Origin of the sequence: Jiangella rhizosphaerae (assembly GCF_003579925.1) — a bacterium.
GTDB classification, from domain to species: domain Bacteria; phylum Actinomycetota; class Actinomycetes; order Jiangellales; family Jiangellaceae; genus Jiangella; species Jiangella rhizosphaerae.
Genome location: NZ_QUAL01000154.1, coordinates 1 through 15,851, shown reverse-complemented (window position 1 = coordinate 15,851; position 15,851 = coordinate 1). Strand labels below are relative to the sequence as shown.

The window sequence follows — 15,851 nt, the reverse complement described above, 5'->3', positions numbered from 1 at the left end:
CTAACGTGCGTAAACGCGGCGGCGTACGGTTCATCGTTCCTCGCCCTGTCCAGAGGCGTCCATGCCTCGTGCTAGCACGTGCGTTGGCAAGAACCACGCGCACGGAGGTACAGGACGGGCGCGCCGCCCGGCACGTGGTCGCTCGCTGCGAACGATTACGTGCCGGGCCTGCGAGCGGGGATAGGCGCTCGCGCGCGAGCTGGTCCTTCTTGATCGAATCTGTGCCATAGTGACCAGGTATGGCACCCAGGCCGCGTTGGTGGCACCAGCTACAAGCCTCGAAAGCTGAGGCGCGGCTAGCTGTCGACTTGTACAACCGATCGAGCCAAGAGCGCCAGTTCGAGGCATTCGTCGTCCACATGTGCATGGCATGGCTGAAGCTCCTGCAAGCGATATATGAGTCGCAGAATCTTGACATTTACGCCAGGAACAAGGCGAACCGAAGAATGAGAACGGCGGACGGCGACTGGGTGACGAAGCCGCTCAGCGCTATACTTGCCGAGTATATGTCGAATGACCAAGATCCCCGGCGCCGAAACGTAGAGTTCTTCATCGGCCTAAGGAACAAGATTGAGCATCGTTACGACCGAGATATAGCATCACTTGTTGCTGGCCGGACGCAGGCGCTCCTCCTCAATTTCGAGACGGTACTGGTGGAGAATTTCGGATCTGATGAAGCGTTGAGCGACCAGTTGCGATTTCCTCTATTTCTGTCGACGATCACTGATGATGCTGTTAAGGCCATCAAGGGCGTACGAAGTCGCATACCACGCACGATTTTGGACTACGTCCAGGATTTCGACGCTCGACTTGATCCGGAGTTGGTAGCCCACCAGGCTTACGAGTTCAGAATCTACTTATTACCGCAGACCGGCCCGAAGAGCGAGGCAGACGCAGCTATCAGCTTCGTTCGATTGGAGGATATGGATCCTGCGCAGGCTGATGTTATGAACCAGATGCAGGCCATTATTCGAGAGAAGCAGGTTCCTGTTGCAGATCTCGGAACGAGGTTACCAACTGATGTCGTGCGTGCAGTAAATGAAGCGCTTGGCACCGCCTACAACGTGAGCCATCACACGGCTTGGTGGAAGCGTTGGAAGGTTCGCCCGCCTCAGGGTGCTGACCATCCGGAGCGCACAAGATCTGAATTCTGCCGCTACAACGCGGCATTTCAACGGTACGTATATACCGATGCGTGGGTGAACTTCCTGATACGAAAGCTGAGCCAAGATTCGAATTAGCCAGCATGCCGTGGGTCTCAGCGACGAGGTAAGACGTCTCGCGTTGCGCTACTCTACGGCGTCGTCCTCATAGCTGCCGGTCGTTGGCTGGCGCGCAGCGAGTCAAGGGTCGCGTAGCGATCACGTAGTGACGCCGCAGGCGCCCTTGACGCGCGGAGCTGAGGCCAAAGAATGGCCGCTATGAGGGGGACGCCACCAACGTGACTGTGCGTGTGGCTGAGTTGGTGTCGGCTCGCGTGCCCGCCGGCCGACTGGGCCTGGAACGGCCGCCAGGCCGCACGCCCGGCCCGGAGGCCGGGCAGGGCACGGCGCGCGCAGCGCGCCGCTTGACCCTAAATAGCTCAATCCAGCAACGCTGGCGCTTCGCATTTGTCCCTAAAGGCCGGCCTCGGCACTACTTGCAGTTGTTCTCGTACCACTCGTCCATGGCGCTGTTGATGACGCTGGCAGTGTAGCAATCGTGGGTCCAGTCCTTCGTAGTCCAAGCCTGATACTCGTCTTTCAGGTTACTTACGAACACGTTCGATAGGTAGATCGGGGCCGCTCCGTAACCGTTGCTCCCTTTAGACGCGAGCTTTGCAGCTCGGTTGACGACATCGCCCATGTAGACAACATCGTTGATTCCGCTGCCGCTCAAGCCCGCTTTGATCATTAGCGCTCGGCCGAACGAGGCGCCAATGCCCGCCCTAATCGGCGTCCCATAGTTCGCCTTCTTCAGCTTGTAATTGAGGACCTTCATCAGTGAGTTCATCTTGGCTACCGTCTCGAACACCTCATCGATGTCCGACTTGCATGGAGCGTTAATGATCGCCCATACGCCATCGCCCACAATGTTCACTTCTACCGCCTTCGCGTGTGAGTTCAGGATCGCCACCATCTCCGAGATATATGCTCGATAAAGCCTCGCAAGGGCAGGCCGCTTGTAGATGTCTGGCAGTGACGACGAATCCCTGATGTCGACAAAGACAGCCACGGTCTTGTTCGCGTAATATCCATTAGTGAAGGTCAGCTTATCCCGACTTGGGAGAGTGTCGAGTTCCTCGTAGTTGCTCTGCGGAATAGACAGGATGCTGTCAATCCGTCCGACGCCCGCGACATGATCGTAGGGCTTGTTGGTCGCTTCCACCTCTAGCCGCCTTTCAGTCCGATGATCATGGCGAGCGCTCCGAGCAGCACGAGGGCAACCACGAGGAACTTGATCGCCCGGTCCGCCCAGGCGAACTTGCGGTGCGCGACGATGGCGTTCGCATGAACTTGGTGGGCGATCTGCTGCGTCAATGCCTCACGGTCGGCGGTTAACGAACGAAGCACCTGCACGTAGGAGGGGCCGTCTCCTTCGTAATGCCGGGCGATGTTGGAGAAGAACAGAAGGTTCACCGGGTCTTCCGGTACCGCTGCGGGCCCGTCACCACGGGTGATTGGCGGATTCTGCGCCTCTCTCGTTCTCCGTCTGCTGACAATCGAGACTCTTGGCACAAGGGCCATCGCCGCCGCGCTGCCCGCCGCGATGATCGCCGCGGTGCATGCCACCGCGACGGCACTCAACCAGACGCCGGGGTCGCTCTGCTCCTTCACGAGGTTGTAGAGCATCACTCCGGCAACACCGCTGGAGGCAAGGGTCGCGCCGACCTTCGCCTCTGCGTGCTTGATCCAGTCATTGATAAGGCCTAGGGCCCTCCACGCCTGGTCGGGGTCCGCGTCTTGGCCTACGTCTGGCTCGACGTCAGGTAGTTCATCGGGCTCGGCTTCTACGTCCTTGTCATTGCTTGAGGCCATAAAGCGAAGCTTCCCAAAAGGGTCTGACATTTCGCACAGGTCGCGCAGAACGGGCATCTCCATGGCCTCGACCTCAGCCGCGAATGAGACGGCCGGGTCTGCTGCAGGCGCAACAACCCGTGCGCATCACTCACTCAGCAGATCCGCCAGCCTGGCAACGTCGTCGTGTACGTTCTGGAGCGTCATCGCGGCGTCGGCTGATCCGTCCGTGGTGGCACGGGGAGCCGATAGGACAGGACGTAGCGGTCGGAGGAGACGACGATGTCGGCGGTTTCGATGGGCCGGCTCTTGGCGTAGTACGTGCGTTCGATGGCGAGCACGGGCACGCCGACCGGCACTTTCAGTGTCTCGGCCTCGTAGGGGCGTGCGGATCGGCCGGTGACGTCCTCGACGACGTGGGTGATGTGGATGCCGATGGCGTCCATGCGGGGCACGACGCCGGTAACGGAGCCGCCTTCGGGCTGCTCGACGGGCGTGCCTTCGGTGATGGCCAGCGGTTCGAACGAGGTGGAGAGCATCGCGGGCTCGCCGTCGGCGAAGAAGCGGTAGCTGGTGCGCATCACGGGGTCACCGGCCTGGATGCCGAGTCGGTCGGCGATGGTCTTGGAGGCGGTGGTGCGGCGGGTCTGGTACTCCCACTCCGGCACCTGGCCGGACGCTCGGGCTGAGGCGGCGAACGGTGAGGCTTCGGGGCGCTCGCTGTAGAGGTCGCCGACGACGCGGGTGCGCTGTGGCCGCTGCGCGCGGACGAAGCTGCCGCGTCCCTGCTGCTTGACCACGAGTCCTTCGGACCGGAGGACTTCGACGGCGTTGCGCACGACGATGCGGGAGACGCCGTAGTCGGCCATGAGGTCGGCTTCGCTGGGCAACCGGTCCTCGGCCTGCAACGTGCCGTCGAGGATCTGGCTGCGGATGTCGTCAGCGATCTGCAGGTAGGCAGGGCGACCCCTGAAGTCCGCCACAGGCCCTCCCCTCTACTCGACAGAACAAGTGTTCCACCTGGGCGGTCGCCCGCCTAACTGTGGCGGTCAGCGTGGCGTGTCGGATACTGCCTTGTCCAGTCGTCCTACTTGTTATAACGTGTTGAGTGTCGGATGGAGTCATCCCCTATCCCCGGAGGTCACGATGACGACCCAGACACTCGCCTCGGCCATGGCGGCGACGCTCCGCCCGCTGCGGCTGAACTTCGCCCAGGTGTGCATCTGGTGCGGCTACCGGTGGTGTGCGTCGCCGCGCTGCGTCGGCCTGCACGAGAGGTCGGTGTGGATCGTGTGCATCGACTGCGACGGCTTCGGCGTGCTCGGCCCGCTTGACGCGTGCCACTGCGTGCACGGCCTGATGGAGGCCACACCGGCCGTCGATCCCGCCGAGCTGCGCCGGCCCCTGCCCGTGTACCGGCCGGAGGACGACGAGCCCGAGTTCATGGTCACGCCGCGACCGGCAGGGCGGCCGTGATGGCGCTCGGCCCGGCCCTGTCCGACGAACTGGTCCGCGGTGCCGCCGTCCTCGTCGGCGCTTGCGTACGTCCGGTGCTGTCGCGCGTGACCGACACGACGACCGGAGACGTGCGGACCGTGACGATCGCGTGCGGCGCGACCCGTGAGGCCGTCTGCCCCTCGTGCGCGGAACGGGCTCGCCGGCTGCGGATGCAGCAATGCCGCGAGGGATGGCACCTCGACACCGAACCCGAGCTCGACGACCCCGACGCCGCTGAGAGCGACGACGAGACGCACGCGGCCGACGACGAGGCCGACCCGACAGAGCGGCGCGTACGGTCCACCAGGCGGCGTGAGGACGTGCCGGACCTGCCCCGGCTGCCGGTCTCGGAGCACACCGTCGGACGCACCTTCGAGGCCCCGGACGGGAAGTCGTACCGGCCGTCGATGTTCCTCACGCTCACGATGCCGTCCTACGGGCGCGTGACCGACGAGGGCGTCCCCGTCGACCCGGACCGCTACGACTACCGGCGCGCCGCGCTCGACGCGATGCACTTCCCGAAGCTCGTCGACCGGTTCTGGCAGAACCTTCGCCGCGCCACCGGCTACAACGTGCAGTACTTCGCCGCCGTCGAGCCACAGCGGCGGCTCGCACCGCACCTGCACGCCGCCATCCGCGGTGCGATCCCACGCAAGCTCATCAAGCAGGTCGCGGCGGCCACGTATCACCAGGTCTGGTGGCCCGGCATCGACCACACCCACCACTACCGCGACGGCCGGCCGGCGTGGGACGACGAACAGGGCGGCTACGTCGACGACAGCGGCTGGATGCTGCCGACCTGGGACGAGGCCATGGACTACGTCGACAACGGCGACGGCCTCGACCTCGGCGACGAACCCGAGCCGGTCCACCTGCTGCGCTTCGGCGTCCAGGTCGACCTACAAGGCATCCTCGCCGGGACGCCGGCCGCTGACCGACGCGTCGGCTATCTGACGAAGTACCTCACGAAGTCCATCGCCGAACCGCTCGACATCGACGACCCGAACCGCATCTCGGCCGCCCGTCGCGCCCACATCGACCGGCTCGCCGAGGAAGTCCGGTGGCTGCCGTGCTCGCCGACGTGCGCGAACTGGCTGCGCTACGGCACCCAGCCGAAGAACGCCAAGCCGGGCATGGAACCCGGCCGGTGCCCGTCCAAGGCCCACGACCGCGACCACCTCGGGCTCGGCGGCCGCCGTGTACTCGTCTCGCGCAAGTGGACCGGCAAGACGCTGACCGAGCACCGCGCCGACCGGGCCGCCGTCGTCCGGGCCGTACTCGCCGAAGCCGGCATCGAGATGGACGACCACGACCAGCTCTCGGCAACCGCCACCGCACCGGACGGCAAGGCCCGCTACGTCTGGACGCCGGTCCGTCCCGGCGACCCTGACGCGCCCTCCTACGTGTGGGCCGTCGCGAAGTCGATCGAGCAACGCCGCCGCTGGCGCGAGCAGTACGACGCCGCCAAACAGGCCACCGGGCCGCCGTCCGGTGATGTTTCGGCAACCGACCCGTCCTCCCCGGAAGGAACCTCGCCATGCCCGACAACGTGATCCGCCTTGACGCCCACCGCCCGCCAGGACAACAACCCCGCGTCGACGCCCTCGTCTACTCCGTCGCCGAGGTCGCGGAGCTGCTGAACCTCGCCCTCGGCGGCACCTACGCCCTCGTCCGGTCTGGCGACATCCCGGCGCGCAAGCTCGGCGGACGCTGGGTGATCCCCAAACAGGCGTTCCACGACTGGCTGGAGAACGTCACCATCGAGCCCGACCCGGAGCCCGGACCGCCGCTCCCCGGCCAAGGTGGGCTGTTCTGATGGGCCACATCGTCAAGACGGACGCCGGGAGCTGGCGGGCGAACTGGCGCGACCCGTCCGGCCGACAGCGTGCCAAGACGTTCCCGACCAAGCGTGACGCGTCGAGGTTCCTCGCCGAGGTCGAAACGACCAGGAACCGCGGGCTCTACGTCGACCCGCACGCGGGCCGGGTGAAGCTCGGTGACTACCTGCCGACCTGGCTCGCCGGTCGTCATGACGAGATCACCACAGCGGCACGTGACCGCTCCATCCTGCGAACGCACGTCGTCCCGCGATGGGGCACGGTCGCACTGGCAAAGATCGATCACTCGTCAGTCCAAGCGTGGGTCGCTGAGCTGTCGACGAGGCGGTCGGCCGCGACCGTGCGGGAGTGCTGCCGCCTCTTGTCGTCCGTGCTCCGGTCCGCCGTCCGTGACCGGATCATCGCCTTCAACCCCGCCGAAGGAGTCCGCATGCCCAAGCGTCGACGTAAGGACACCGACGAACGCACCATTTCGCGTGAGGCGTTCCTGCACAAGCTCCTCCCAGTCATCCCGGACCGGTACGCGGCACTCGTGGCAGTGGCCGGCGGGACGGGCCTGCGGTGGGGCGAGTGCGTCGGGCTGCGCTGGGACGCCATCGAGCTGACCGCGCGCCAGGTGCACGTCGTCCGGGTCGCCGTCGAGGTCGCAGGCACGGTGACGGGCAAACCGTTTCCGAAGTCACGCGCTGGCCGACGCGTCGTTCCGCTGCCAGCGTTCGTCGTCGAGGCGCTTCGTCACCACCAGGCCACCTACGCGCCCGGTCCGGCCGGTGAGGTCTTCACCAACGAGGTCGGCGGACCGCCGCGCCGGACGCTGTTCAGGGCTCGGGTCTGGCGGCCGTCGCTCGTGCGGGCCGGGCTGTTGGGCGACGTGGCTCAGGTTGCGATCGACCAGTTCGAGGCCACCTGGCGCGACGACGCCGGGCACGAGCACCGGGCCACGTTCGCCAAGGAACAGCACGCCGTCAACGAGGTCGCCCGCCGCTGCTCAGGCGGGCTGCGGTTCCACGACCTGCGCCACTCGTACGCGACCTGGCTGGTGTCCGACGGCGTGCCGGTCAACGACGTGCAGCGGGTCATGGGACACGAGCGCCCGTCGACCACGCTCGATCTGTACACGCACGCACGGCTGGGCTTCGACCAGCGGCTCACAGACGCCTTCGCTGACTTTCCGCTGACTCCGGCCGACGAGAGCGACCCCGGAGAAACGGAAGAGCCCTCCGAAGAGGGCTCGTGAGCTGCGATGATGGCTGGTCGGGGTGACAGGATTTGAACCTGCGACCTCTTCGTCCCGAACGAAGCGCGCTACCAAGCTGCGCCACACCCCGAAGTGCTGAGCCAGCATATCCGAGGCGGGCGCAGGATCGAAATCCGGTTCAGCACTCGGTCGGCTGCCGGGTGCGGCCGGTTCGGTTCAGCGCTCGCCCGTCAGCGTCAGCAGGGTCGCCTCAGGCGGGCAGGCGAAGCGCACCCGCGCGTAGGGGGAGGTACCCAGGCCGGCCGACACGTGCATCCACGCCGCTCCCGCTCCGCCCGCGCGGGGGTGCCGCGACACCCACTTGACCCGGGCGGTGTCGAGGTCGCAGTTCGTGACCAGCGCGCCGAAGCCGGGCACGCACAGCTGGCCGCCATGGGTGTGGCCGGCGAGCAGCAGCCGGTAGCCGTCTCGCTGGAAGGCGTCGAGGACACGCAGATAGGGCGCGTGCGCGACGCCGACGGCGAGGTCGGCGCCGGCGGCGGGCGGGCCGGTGACCTCGCTCAGCCGGTCGCGGCCCAGGTGCGGGTCGTCGACGCCGGCGAAGGCGAGCCGCCGGCCGTCGACCGTCAGGGTGCCGCGGGTGTTGGTGAGGTCGAGCCAGCCGGCCGAGCGGAACTCGTCGCGCAGTTCCTTCCAGGGCAGGTCGACGGCGGTGGCGTGGGTGCGGGCGTTGCTGCGCTGGATCCGCTCCAGCGGCAGCAGGTACCGGGCCGGGTTCTTGAACTGCGGCGCGAAGTAGTCGTTGGAGCCGAAGACGAACACACCCGGCACGGAGAGCAGCGGCTCGAGGGCTTCGAGCACGGTCGGGATCGCCTCGGGGTGCGCGAGGTTGTCGCCGGTGTTGACGACGAGGTCGGGCTCGAGCGCCGCGAGTCCGCGGATCCAGGCCGCCCGGCGGTGCATGGACGGGGTGAGGTGCAGGTCGGAGATGTGCAGGACGCGCAACGGCCGGCTCCCCGGCGCCAGCACCGGCACGTCGAACCGGCGCAGCCGATAGGAGTTCACCTCGTAGCCGGCCGAGTAGACCAGCCCGGCGGCGGCCGCTGCCGCCACCCCGAGCGCAACCCGCTTCCCGACCATGCCTCCAATCTCCCACACCCGACCCGACCCGCGTACGCTGCTTGCCCATGACGGACGGAGTGCGGCTCGCCACCCCGCGCGGCCGCGCCCTGCTGGCGGCGACGGCGCTCGGCTCGGGCATGGCCTTCCTCGACGGCACCGTGGTCAACGTCGCGTTGCCGACCATCGGCCGCGAACTCGACGCCACGCTGGCTCAGCTGCAGTGGACGGTCAATGCGTACACGCTCACGCTGGCGGCGCTGATCCTGCTCGGCGGCTCGCTCGGCGACCGCCTCGGCCGGCGGCGCATCTACCTGCTCGGGGTGGTCTGGTTCACGGCCGCCTCGGTGCTATGTGCGCTCGCACCGACGGCCGAGGTGTTGATCGCTGCACGGGCACTGCAGGGCATCGGCGGCGCACTGCTGACGCCCGGGGCGCTGGCCATCCTGCAGACCGCCATGCATCCCGACGACCGGCCGCGGGCCATCGGCGCCTGGGCCGGGCTCACCGGCGTCTCGGGCGTCATCGGGCCGCTGCTCGGCGGCTGGCTGCTGGAGTACGACTGGCGCTGGGTGTTCGCCATCAACGTCCCGCTGGCGGCGCTGACGGTGTGGCTCATCGTGGTCAGCGCGCCGGAGAGCCGCGACGACGAGGCCGCCGGCCGTTTCGACGTCGAAGGCGCCGTGCTCGGTGCGGTCGCCCTCGGAGCCAGCACCTACGCCCTGATCAGCTGGCCCGACTCCGGTGCGTCGGCGCTGAACGTCGGCATGGCCGTGCTGTCGCTGGCCGCTGCGGCGGGGTTCCTCTACCGCGAACGGGTCGCCGCGCACCCCATGGTGCCGCTCACGCTGTTCTCGGACCGCACGTTCAGCGGCATCAACCTCATGACGTTCGCGGTGTACGCGGGGCTGTCCGGCGTCATGTTCTTCCTGGTGCTGCAGCTGCAGGTGACGCTCGGCTGGACACCGCTCGAAGCGGGCATCGCCACGATCCCGACGACCATCCTCATGCTGTTCTTCTCGGGCCGCTCGGCCGACCTCGCCAAGCGGTTCGGGGTCCGGCCGCCGCTGGTCACGGGCTCGGTGTGCGGCGCGGCCGGAGTCGCGCTCCTGATCATGGTCGACGACGGCGACAGCTACCTGCTGGGTGTCCTGCCGGGCGTGACGTTGCTCGGCATCGGGCTCACCACGCTGGTCCCGACGCTGACGGCGACGGTCATGGCATCGGCGCCGCAGCACCTGGCCGGCGTGGCCAGCGGCGTCAACAACGGTGTCGCCCGCGCGGCCGGGCTGCTGGCGGTCGCGGCACTGCCCGCCGTCGCCGGGTTGTCGGGCGAGGCCTACGCCGACCCCGACCTGCTCACCGACGCCTACCGGATCGCCATGGGCGTGTGCGCCGCGCTGCTGGCAGTCGGCGCCGTCGCCGCGATGTCGCTGCGCCCGAGGGCGCTGACGGAACCGGCGGAAGCCGAAGCCGTCACCGTCCCCGCGGGAGCGGAGCAGTCCGCGTCGACCCCGGCGCCGTGCTCCGCGCCGGGCCTGCCGCCGTCGCACGGACGCTAGGGCAGACTAAGACCCATGGCAGCCCTGAAGGACCGACTCCGAGCCGACCTGACCTCCGCCATCCGCGCCAGGGACGACGTACGCAAGGCGACGCTGCGCATGGTCCTCGCCGCCATCGGCACCGAAGAGGTCGCCGGCGCCTCCGCGCGCGAGCTCACCGACGACGAGGTCACCACCGTGCTCACCCGTGAGGTGAAGCGCCGCCGCGAGGCCGCCGAGGCGTTCCGGACGGGCGGCCGCGAAGACAGCGCCGAGAACGAGGAGGCCGAGGCCGCCGTCATCGCCGAGTACCTGCCGCAGCCGCTCAGCGACGACGAGCTCGACGTCATCATCACGGCCGCCATCGCCGAGGCAGGGGCCGAGTCGCCGCGCGACATGGGCAAGGTCATGAAGCTCGTGCAGCCGCAGGTCCTCGGCCGGGTCGAGGGCAGCAAGGTCGCCGCCGCCGTCAAGGCGAAGCTCGCCTGATGGCGCTCATCCACCGCGCGACGCTGAGCCCGACCAAGCTCGAGCTCCTGACGGCCTGGCTGCCCGGCCGGCCGTGGGCCGCGGGCGCCGGTGCGCTCCAGCAGGCCGGCGCCTACCGGTTCGACGATCCCGCGGGCGAGGTCGGCCTCGAGGCGCACATCCTGCAGGCCGACGACGGCACGGTGCTGCACGTACCGCTGACCTACCGCGGCGCCCCCCTGGCCGGCGCCGAGCACGCGCTCGTCGGCACCACCGAGCACTCCGTCCTCGGCGCCCGCTGGGTCTACGACGGCTGCGCCGACCCGGTCTGGGTCGCGGCGCTGGCCCGCGCGGTCCTCGCCGGAGCCCCGCAGGCCGAGGAGCTGGTCGACGTCGACGGCGAGCTCGTGCCCCGCGAGCCGACGGCCCGCGTGACGGGCAGCGGCAGCGAGGCCGACCCCGCGCTGCCCGAGGACACACCGCTGACCCCGCTGGACGACGGCCCGACGACGGTCGTGCGGGCGGGCGGCCTCGAGGTGATCGTCCTCCGTGTCCTGGGCACCGGGCAGCCGGCGGACGCCCACGTCCTGACCGGCAGGTGGGGGACGGGCGGGCCGGCCACGCTCGCGGCGGTGCGGCCGGCACCCTGACCGCGCCGGCCGCGCTCCGTCGTCAGGCGGTGGTCAGCTCGGCGGCCAGCAGCTCGGCGATCTGCGCGGTGTTGAGCGCCGCACCCTTGCGGAGGTTGTCGCCGCAGACGAACAGGTCCAGCGAGTACGGGTCGTCGAGCGAGCGACGGATGCGGCCGACCCACGTCGGGTCGGTGCCCACGACGTCGGCCGGGGTCGGGAACTCGCCGCGCGCGGGGTCGTCGTACAGGACCACGCCGGGCGCGTCGCGCAGGATCTCCCAGGCACGCTCGGTGGTGACCTCGTTCTCGAACGTGGCGTGCATGGCCACCGAGTGGGTGGTCACGACCGGCACGCGGACGCAGGTGGCGGACACCTTGAGGTCGGGGAGGTCGAGGATCTTCCGCGACTCGTTGCGGATCTTCAGCTCCTCGGAGCTCCAGCCGTCGTTCTTCAGCGAGCCGGCCCACGGGACGACGTTCAGCGCGAGCGGCGCGGGGAACGGGCCGAGGTCGGAGCCGACCACCCGGCGGACGTCGCCGGGGTGCGTGCCCAGCTCGCGGTTGCCGGCGACCTTGTTGAGCTGGTCGTGCAGGGTGTCGATGCCGGCCTGGCCGGCGCCGGAGGCGGCCTGGTACGACGACGCGTTCAACGCGGTCAGCCCCAGTTCCGCGTGGAGCGCGCCGAGCACGACGATCATCGACAGGGTCGTGCAGTTGGGGTTCGCGATGATGCCGCGCGGCCGGTTGCGGGTCATGCGCGCGTTGACCTCGGGCACCACCAGCGGGACGTCGGGGTCCATGCGGAACGAGCCGGAGTTGTCGACCACGACGGCGCCGCGCTCGGCCGCGACCGGCGCCCACTCGGCGGACACCTCGTCGGGCACGTCGAACATCGCGACGTCAACGCCGTCGAAGACGTCGGCGGTCAGGGCCTGGACCTCGACCTCCTCGCCCCGGACGGTGAGGCGGCGGCCGGCCGAGCGGGCCGACGCGATGAGCCGGATCTCGCCCCAGACGTTCTGGCGGGTCGACAGGATGTCGCGCATGACGGTGCCGACGGCGCCGGTGGCCCCGACGACGGCGAGGGTGGGACGGTTGTCGCTCATCGCCCGGTCCCCCCGTACACGACCGCCTCGACCTGGTCGGCGTCGAGGTCGAAGGCCCGGTGGATGGCGGTGACCGCGGTGTCGATGTCGTCGGCGCGGACCACGACCGAGATGCGGATCTCGGAGGTCGAGATCATCTCGATGTTCACCCCGGCGTCGGCGAGCGCGCTGAAGAACTTCGCGCTCACGCCCGGGTGGCTGCGCATGCCGGCGCCGATGAGCGACACCTTGCCGATGCCGTCGTCGTAGCGCAGCGACTCGAAGCCGACGGTGGCCTGGATGGCCGTCAGGGCCTCGACGCCCTTGCGCCCGTCGCTGGCCGGCAGCGTGAACGAGATATCCGTGCGGTTGGTGTCGACGGCCGAGACGTTCTGCACGATCATGTCGATGTTGACGTCGGCCGCGGCGACCGAGCTGAAGATCGTGGCCGCCTCGCCGACCTTGTCGGGAACGCCCACGACGGTGATCTTCGCCTCGCTGCTGTCGTGCGCGACGCCGGAGATGATCGGCTGCTCCATGTCGGCCTGCTCACTTCCCTCGGAATCGGACACCCACGTGCCGGTGAGCGTCGAGAAACTGGATCGCACGTGAATCGGGATGCCGTAGCGGCGCGCGTACTCGACGCAGCGCAGGTGCAGGATCTTCGTCCCGCACGCGGCCAACTCGAGCATCTCCTCATAGGAGATGTTCGGGATGCGCCGCGCCGCCGGCACGATGCGCGGGTCGGCGGTGAAGACCCCGTCGACGTCGGTGTAGATCTCGCACACGTCGGCGTCCAGCGCCGCGGCCAGCGCGACGGCCGTGGTGTCGGAGCCGCCCCGGCCGAGCGTCGTGATGTCCTTGCTGTCCTGGCTGACGCCCTGGAAGCCGGCCACGATGGCGATGGCGCCGCCGTCGAGCGCCTGGCGGATGCGGCCCGGCGTGACGTCGATGATGCGGGCGCGGCCGTGCGCGGAGTCGGTGATGACGCCGGCCTGGCTACCGGTGAACGACCGGGCCTCGTGACCGAGGTCGCCGATGGCCATGGCCAGCAGCGCCATGGACATGCGCTCGCCGGACGTGAGCAGCATGTCGAGCTCTCGGGCCGGCGGCAGCGGCGAGACCTGCTGGGCCAGATCGAGCAGTTCGTCGGTGGTGTCGCCCATGGCGGAGACGACCACGACGACCTCGTGGCCCTCCTTCTTGGTGGCGACGATGCGCTGCGCCACCCGCTTGATGGCGGCGGCGTCAGCGACGGAGGAACCCCCGTACTTCTGCACAACCAGCCCCACGGCACACTCCTCCCACAGCCATCAGTGCCTCTGGCAGTCTAGGCGACCTGCTGGCTGTGCCCCGAGACGTCCGGATCGCGGGACGGGTTGCTCAGAGTTCGGCCTCCACAGGGAGCAGCGCCTCCTGGGCGACCTCGATCTGCTCGTCATGGTGGTCGAGGCGGGTGTGGGCGATCAGCGAGTGCAGCGCACGCAGCGCGGCGCCCGCCGTCGAGCCCCAGGAGGACAGGTAGGAGAACTGCCACCACCACAGCGCCTCGATGACCCGGCCGTCCTTGTAGTGCGACAGGCCGTGCAGGAGGTCCTGGGCGATGCTGGCGAGGTCGTCGGAGAGCCGGAACCCGGTGGCGCCGCGCTCGGGGTCGACGGGGTCGACGACCTCGACGTAGCCGTCGACCGGCTCGAGCAGGGCGGCGATGCGCAGCCGGAGCTCGTCGACGTCGGCGTCGGGGCCGGCATCGGGCTCGAACCGCTCGTCGGGCACGACGTCGCTGATGGCGCCGAGGCGGCCGCCGGCCAGGCACAGCTGGCTGACCTCGAGGAGCAGCAGCGACAGCGTGCTGCCGGGGTCGGCGCCGCGAGCGATCTCGCGGACGGCCAGCAGGAAGCTCTCGATCTGGTCGGCGATCTCCGCGGCGAAGTCGCCGTACTCGACGGCAGGGTCGTCGGCGGGTCGTGCAACAGCGCTAGACATCCAGCAGTCTCCGTCCCTCGAATGCTCGGCCCAGTGTGACCTCGTCGGCGTACTCGAGATCACCGCCCACTGGCAGTCCACTGGCCAGCCGCGTGACGCGCAACCCCATCGGCTTGATCATCCGGGCCAAGTACGTCGCCGTCGCCTCGCCCTCGAGGTTCGGGTCGGTGGCCAGGATGATCTCTTGCACGGTGTCGTCGGCCAGTCTGGTCATCAGCTCTCGTACCCGCAGATCGTCGGGACCCACGCCCTCGATGGGGCTGATGGCGCCGCCGAGCACGTGGTAGCGGCCGCGGAACTCACGGGTGCGCTCGATGGCGACGACGTCCTTCGGCTCCTCGACGACGCAGAGCACGGACGGGTCGCGGCGCGGGTCGAGGCAGATGCGGCACTGCTCCTGCTGCGCGACGTTGCCGCACACCGTGCAGAACCGGACCTTCTCCTTGACCTCGGTGAGCGCGGCGACCAGCCGGCGGACGTCGTCGGCGTCGGCGGCGAGCAGGTGGAAGGCGATGCGCTGGGCGCTCTTGGGCCCGACGCCGGGTAACCGCCCCAGCTCGTCGATCAGGTCCTGGACGACGCCTTCGTACATGGTGCTCGCCTCGGCTCAGCCGCGCTGGCCGGACGGGCGGTCGTCGCCGCTGTCGTCGCCCTCGATCTCGCCCCGGATGGTGTCCTGGCCGCCCGGCGCGCCAGCAGCCGCGCCGCCGCCCTGGCCGCCGAGGAGGCCGGCGACGTCGGCGTTGATGGCGCCCAGCTGTTCGTTGGCGCGGCGCTGGATCTCGGCATGCGCGTCGCGGACCGCGGCGATGATGAGATCGGCCAGCGTCTCGACGTCATCGGGGTCGACGACGGACGGGTCGAGCTGCAGGTCGGTGAGCTCGCCGGCGCCCGTGACGGTGGCCCGGACCAGCCCGCCGCCTGCGCTGCCGGTGGCCTCGGCCTCGGTGAGGTCCTGCTGGGCGGAGAGGAGCTGCTCCTGCATGCGCTGGGCCTGTTGCAGCAGCTGGCTCATGTCGAAGCCTTCGGAACCAGGCGGAAACACGGCTGCCTCCTCACCCACGCGGGGTCTTGTCACGGCACATGGTCACAGCGAGCCTACGTCACCCACCCGGCCCGATCTGACCAGGTCGTTGACGACGTGATCACTCGTGCTCGATCTCCGCGATGACGGTGGCGCCGAGAGTCCGCTCGAGCAGCTCGCGCTCGGACACACCGTCGTCGGCCAGATCGGCGTCGTCGTCGGGGTCGGCGTCGTCGTCGGTGGCCCGATGCGCTGGTGCGACACCGGCCCCGGTGGCTGCCGTGGCTCCGGCGGCCGCGGCGCCGCTCTGCTCCTTGACCGCACGGGCGGCCTGCTTCGCCGCGGCGGCCCGGCCGGACGACGGTGCGTCAGGGCCGGGGTCGCCCGGGCCGCTCGGGTCGCCGACGGGCGGAGCAGGTTGCGGTTCGGGCTGCGGCGCCGGCCGGGCCGGAGCCACGGGCGCGGACG

Annotated in this window: 17 protein-coding genes, 1 tRNA gene and 1 pseudogene; 8 read left to right on the top strand and 11 right to left on the bottom strand. The window is 69.2% G+C overall.

The genetic code is table 11. The features are described 5' to 3' along the window. Positions 1-239 precede the first annotated feature (239 nt). Positions 240-1,241, top strand: coding sequence for a DUF3644 domain-containing protein (locus DY240_RS16010; protein WP_119660849.1), 1,002 nt, complete (start codon positions 240-242; stop codon positions 1,239-1,241). A gap of 394 nt (positions 1,242-1,635) precedes the next feature. Here the strand turns inward: DY240_RS16010 and DY240_RS16005 are convergent, their stop codons facing one another. The 3 genes from DY240_RS16005 to DY240_RS15995 all read right to left on the bottom strand — a co-directional run bounded on the left by DY240_RS16005 (position 1,636) and on the right by DY240_RS15995 (position 3,979). Then, positions 1,636-2,367 (bottom strand): adenylate/guanylate cyclase domain-containing protein, encoded by a 732-nt coding sequence (locus tag DY240_RS16005; RefSeq protein WP_119660848.1) that lies wholly within the window; start codon positions 2,365-2,367, stop codon positions 1,636-1,638. 2 nt (positions 2,368-2,369) lie between these two features. Further along, complete coding sequence (locus DY240_RS16000) at positions 2,370-3,080, bottom strand: Pycsar system effector family protein (protein WP_119660847.1); 711 nt, start codon at positions 3,078-3,080, stop codon at positions 2,370-2,372. A 119-nt stretch (positions 3,081-3,199) separates the two neighbouring features. Beyond that, complete coding sequence (locus tag DY240_RS15995; protein ID WP_119660846.1) at positions 3,200-3,979, bottom strand: GntR family transcriptional regulator; 780 nt, start codon at positions 3,977-3,979, stop codon at positions 3,200-3,202. Between the two features lie 163 nt (positions 3,980-4,142). On the opposite strand from DY240_RS15995, the gene DY240_RS15990 reads away from it, so the two are divergent. The 4 genes from DY240_RS15990 to DY240_RS15975 are packed head-to-tail and all read left to right on the top strand — an operon-like array spanning position 4,143 to position 7,568. Continuing rightward, positions 4,143-4,472: a hypothetical protein gene (locus DY240_RS15990; protein ID WP_119660845.1), complete on the top strand. Its 330-nt coding sequence runs from the start codon at positions 4,143-4,145 to the stop codon at positions 4,470-4,472. Beyond that, positions 4,472-6,046 carry a replication initiator gene (locus DY240_RS15985; protein WP_119660844.1) on the top strand — a complete coding sequence of 525 codons (1,575 nt, stop codon included), beginning with the start codon at positions 4,472-4,474 and terminating at the stop codon, positions 6,044-6,046. The genes DY240_RS15990 and DY240_RS15985 overlap by 1 nt, the downstream gene beginning before the upstream one ends. Continuing rightward, entirely contained in the window at positions 6,031-6,309 is a 279-nt protein-coding gene (locus DY240_RS15980; RefSeq protein WP_119660843.1) for a helix-turn-helix domain-containing protein, read from the top strand. Before DY240_RS15985 ends, DY240_RS15980 begins: the two co-directional genes overlap by 16 nt. Beyond that, entirely contained in the window at positions 6,309-7,568 is a 1,260-nt protein-coding gene (locus tag DY240_RS15975; protein WP_119660842.1) for a tyrosine-type recombinase/integrase, read from the top strand. The genes DY240_RS15980 and DY240_RS15975 overlap by 1 nt, the downstream gene beginning before the upstream one ends. A 14-nt stretch (positions 7,569-7,582) precedes the next feature. On the opposite strand, the gene DY240_RS15970 is transcribed toward DY240_RS15975, so the two are convergent. Beyond that, positions 7,583-7,659: transfer RNA gene (locus DY240_RS15970), tRNA-Pro, on the bottom strand. 86 nt (positions 7,660-7,745) lie between these two features. Continuing rightward, on the bottom strand, positions 7,746-8,669 hold the full coding sequence (locus DY240_RS15965) for a metallophosphoesterase (RefSeq protein ID WP_119660841.1): 924 nt from the start codon (positions 8,667-8,669) through the stop codon (positions 7,746-7,748). Positions 8,670-8,716: 47 nt separating this feature from the next. On the opposite strand from DY240_RS15965, the gene DY240_RS15960 reads away from it, so the two are divergent. Genes DY240_RS15960 through DY240_RS15950 form a run of 3 tightly spaced genes read left to right on the top strand, consistent with a single transcriptional unit; the run spans position 8,717 to position 11,307 of the window. Beyond that, positions 8,717-10,210, top strand: coding sequence for an MFS transporter (locus tag DY240_RS15960; protein WP_119660840.1), 1,494 nt, complete (start codon positions 8,717-8,719; stop codon positions 10,208-10,210). A gap of 15 nt (positions 10,211-10,225) precedes the next feature. Beyond that, positions 10,226-10,678, top strand: coding sequence for a GatB/YqeY domain-containing protein (locus tag DY240_RS15955; RefSeq protein WP_119660839.1), 453 nt, complete (start codon positions 10,226-10,228; stop codon positions 10,676-10,678). After that, complete coding sequence (locus DY240_RS15950; RefSeq protein WP_119660838.1) at positions 10,678-11,307, top strand: CG0192-related protein; 630 nt, start codon at positions 10,678-10,680, stop codon at positions 11,305-11,307. The genes DY240_RS15955 and DY240_RS15950 overlap by 1 nt, the downstream gene beginning before the upstream one ends. A gap of 22 nt (positions 11,308-11,329) precedes the next feature. On the opposite strand, the gene DY240_RS15945 is transcribed toward DY240_RS15950, so the two are convergent. The 6 genes and pseudogenes from DY240_RS15945 to DY240_RS32045 form a co-directional block, all read right to left on the bottom strand. Further along, positions 11,330-12,394 (bottom strand): aspartate-semialdehyde dehydrogenase, encoded by a 1,065-nt coding sequence (locus DY240_RS15945; protein ID WP_119660837.1) that lies wholly within the window; start codon positions 12,392-12,394, stop codon positions 11,330-11,332. Beyond that, positions 12,391-13,665, bottom strand: a complete 1,275-nt coding sequence (locus DY240_RS15940) for an aspartate kinase (protein ID WP_119660836.1) — start codon at positions 13,663-13,665, stop codon at positions 12,391-12,393. The genes DY240_RS15945 and DY240_RS15940 overlap by 4 nt, the downstream gene beginning before the upstream one ends. Positions 13,666-13,756: 91 nt before the next feature. After that, entirely contained in the window at positions 13,757-14,359 is a 603-nt protein-coding gene (locus tag DY240_RS15935) for a DUF5063 domain-containing protein (RefSeq protein ID WP_119660835.1), read from the bottom strand. Beyond that, on the bottom strand, positions 14,352-14,951 hold the full coding sequence (gene recR, locus DY240_RS15930; protein ID WP_069110126.1) for a recombination mediator RecR: 600 nt from the start codon (positions 14,949-14,951) through the stop codon (positions 14,352-14,354). Before recR ends, DY240_RS15935 begins: the two co-directional genes overlap by 8 nt. A gap of 15 nt (positions 14,952-14,966) precedes the next feature. After that, complete coding sequence (locus DY240_RS15925) at positions 14,967-15,374, bottom strand: YbaB/EbfC family nucleoid-associated protein (protein WP_119660834.1); 408 nt, start codon at positions 15,372-15,374, stop codon at positions 14,967-14,969. Between the two features lie 130 nt (positions 15,375-15,504). After that, positions 15,505-15,851: pseudogene (locus DY240_RS32045) on the bottom strand (DNA polymerase III subunit gamma and tau); the annotation flags it as partial.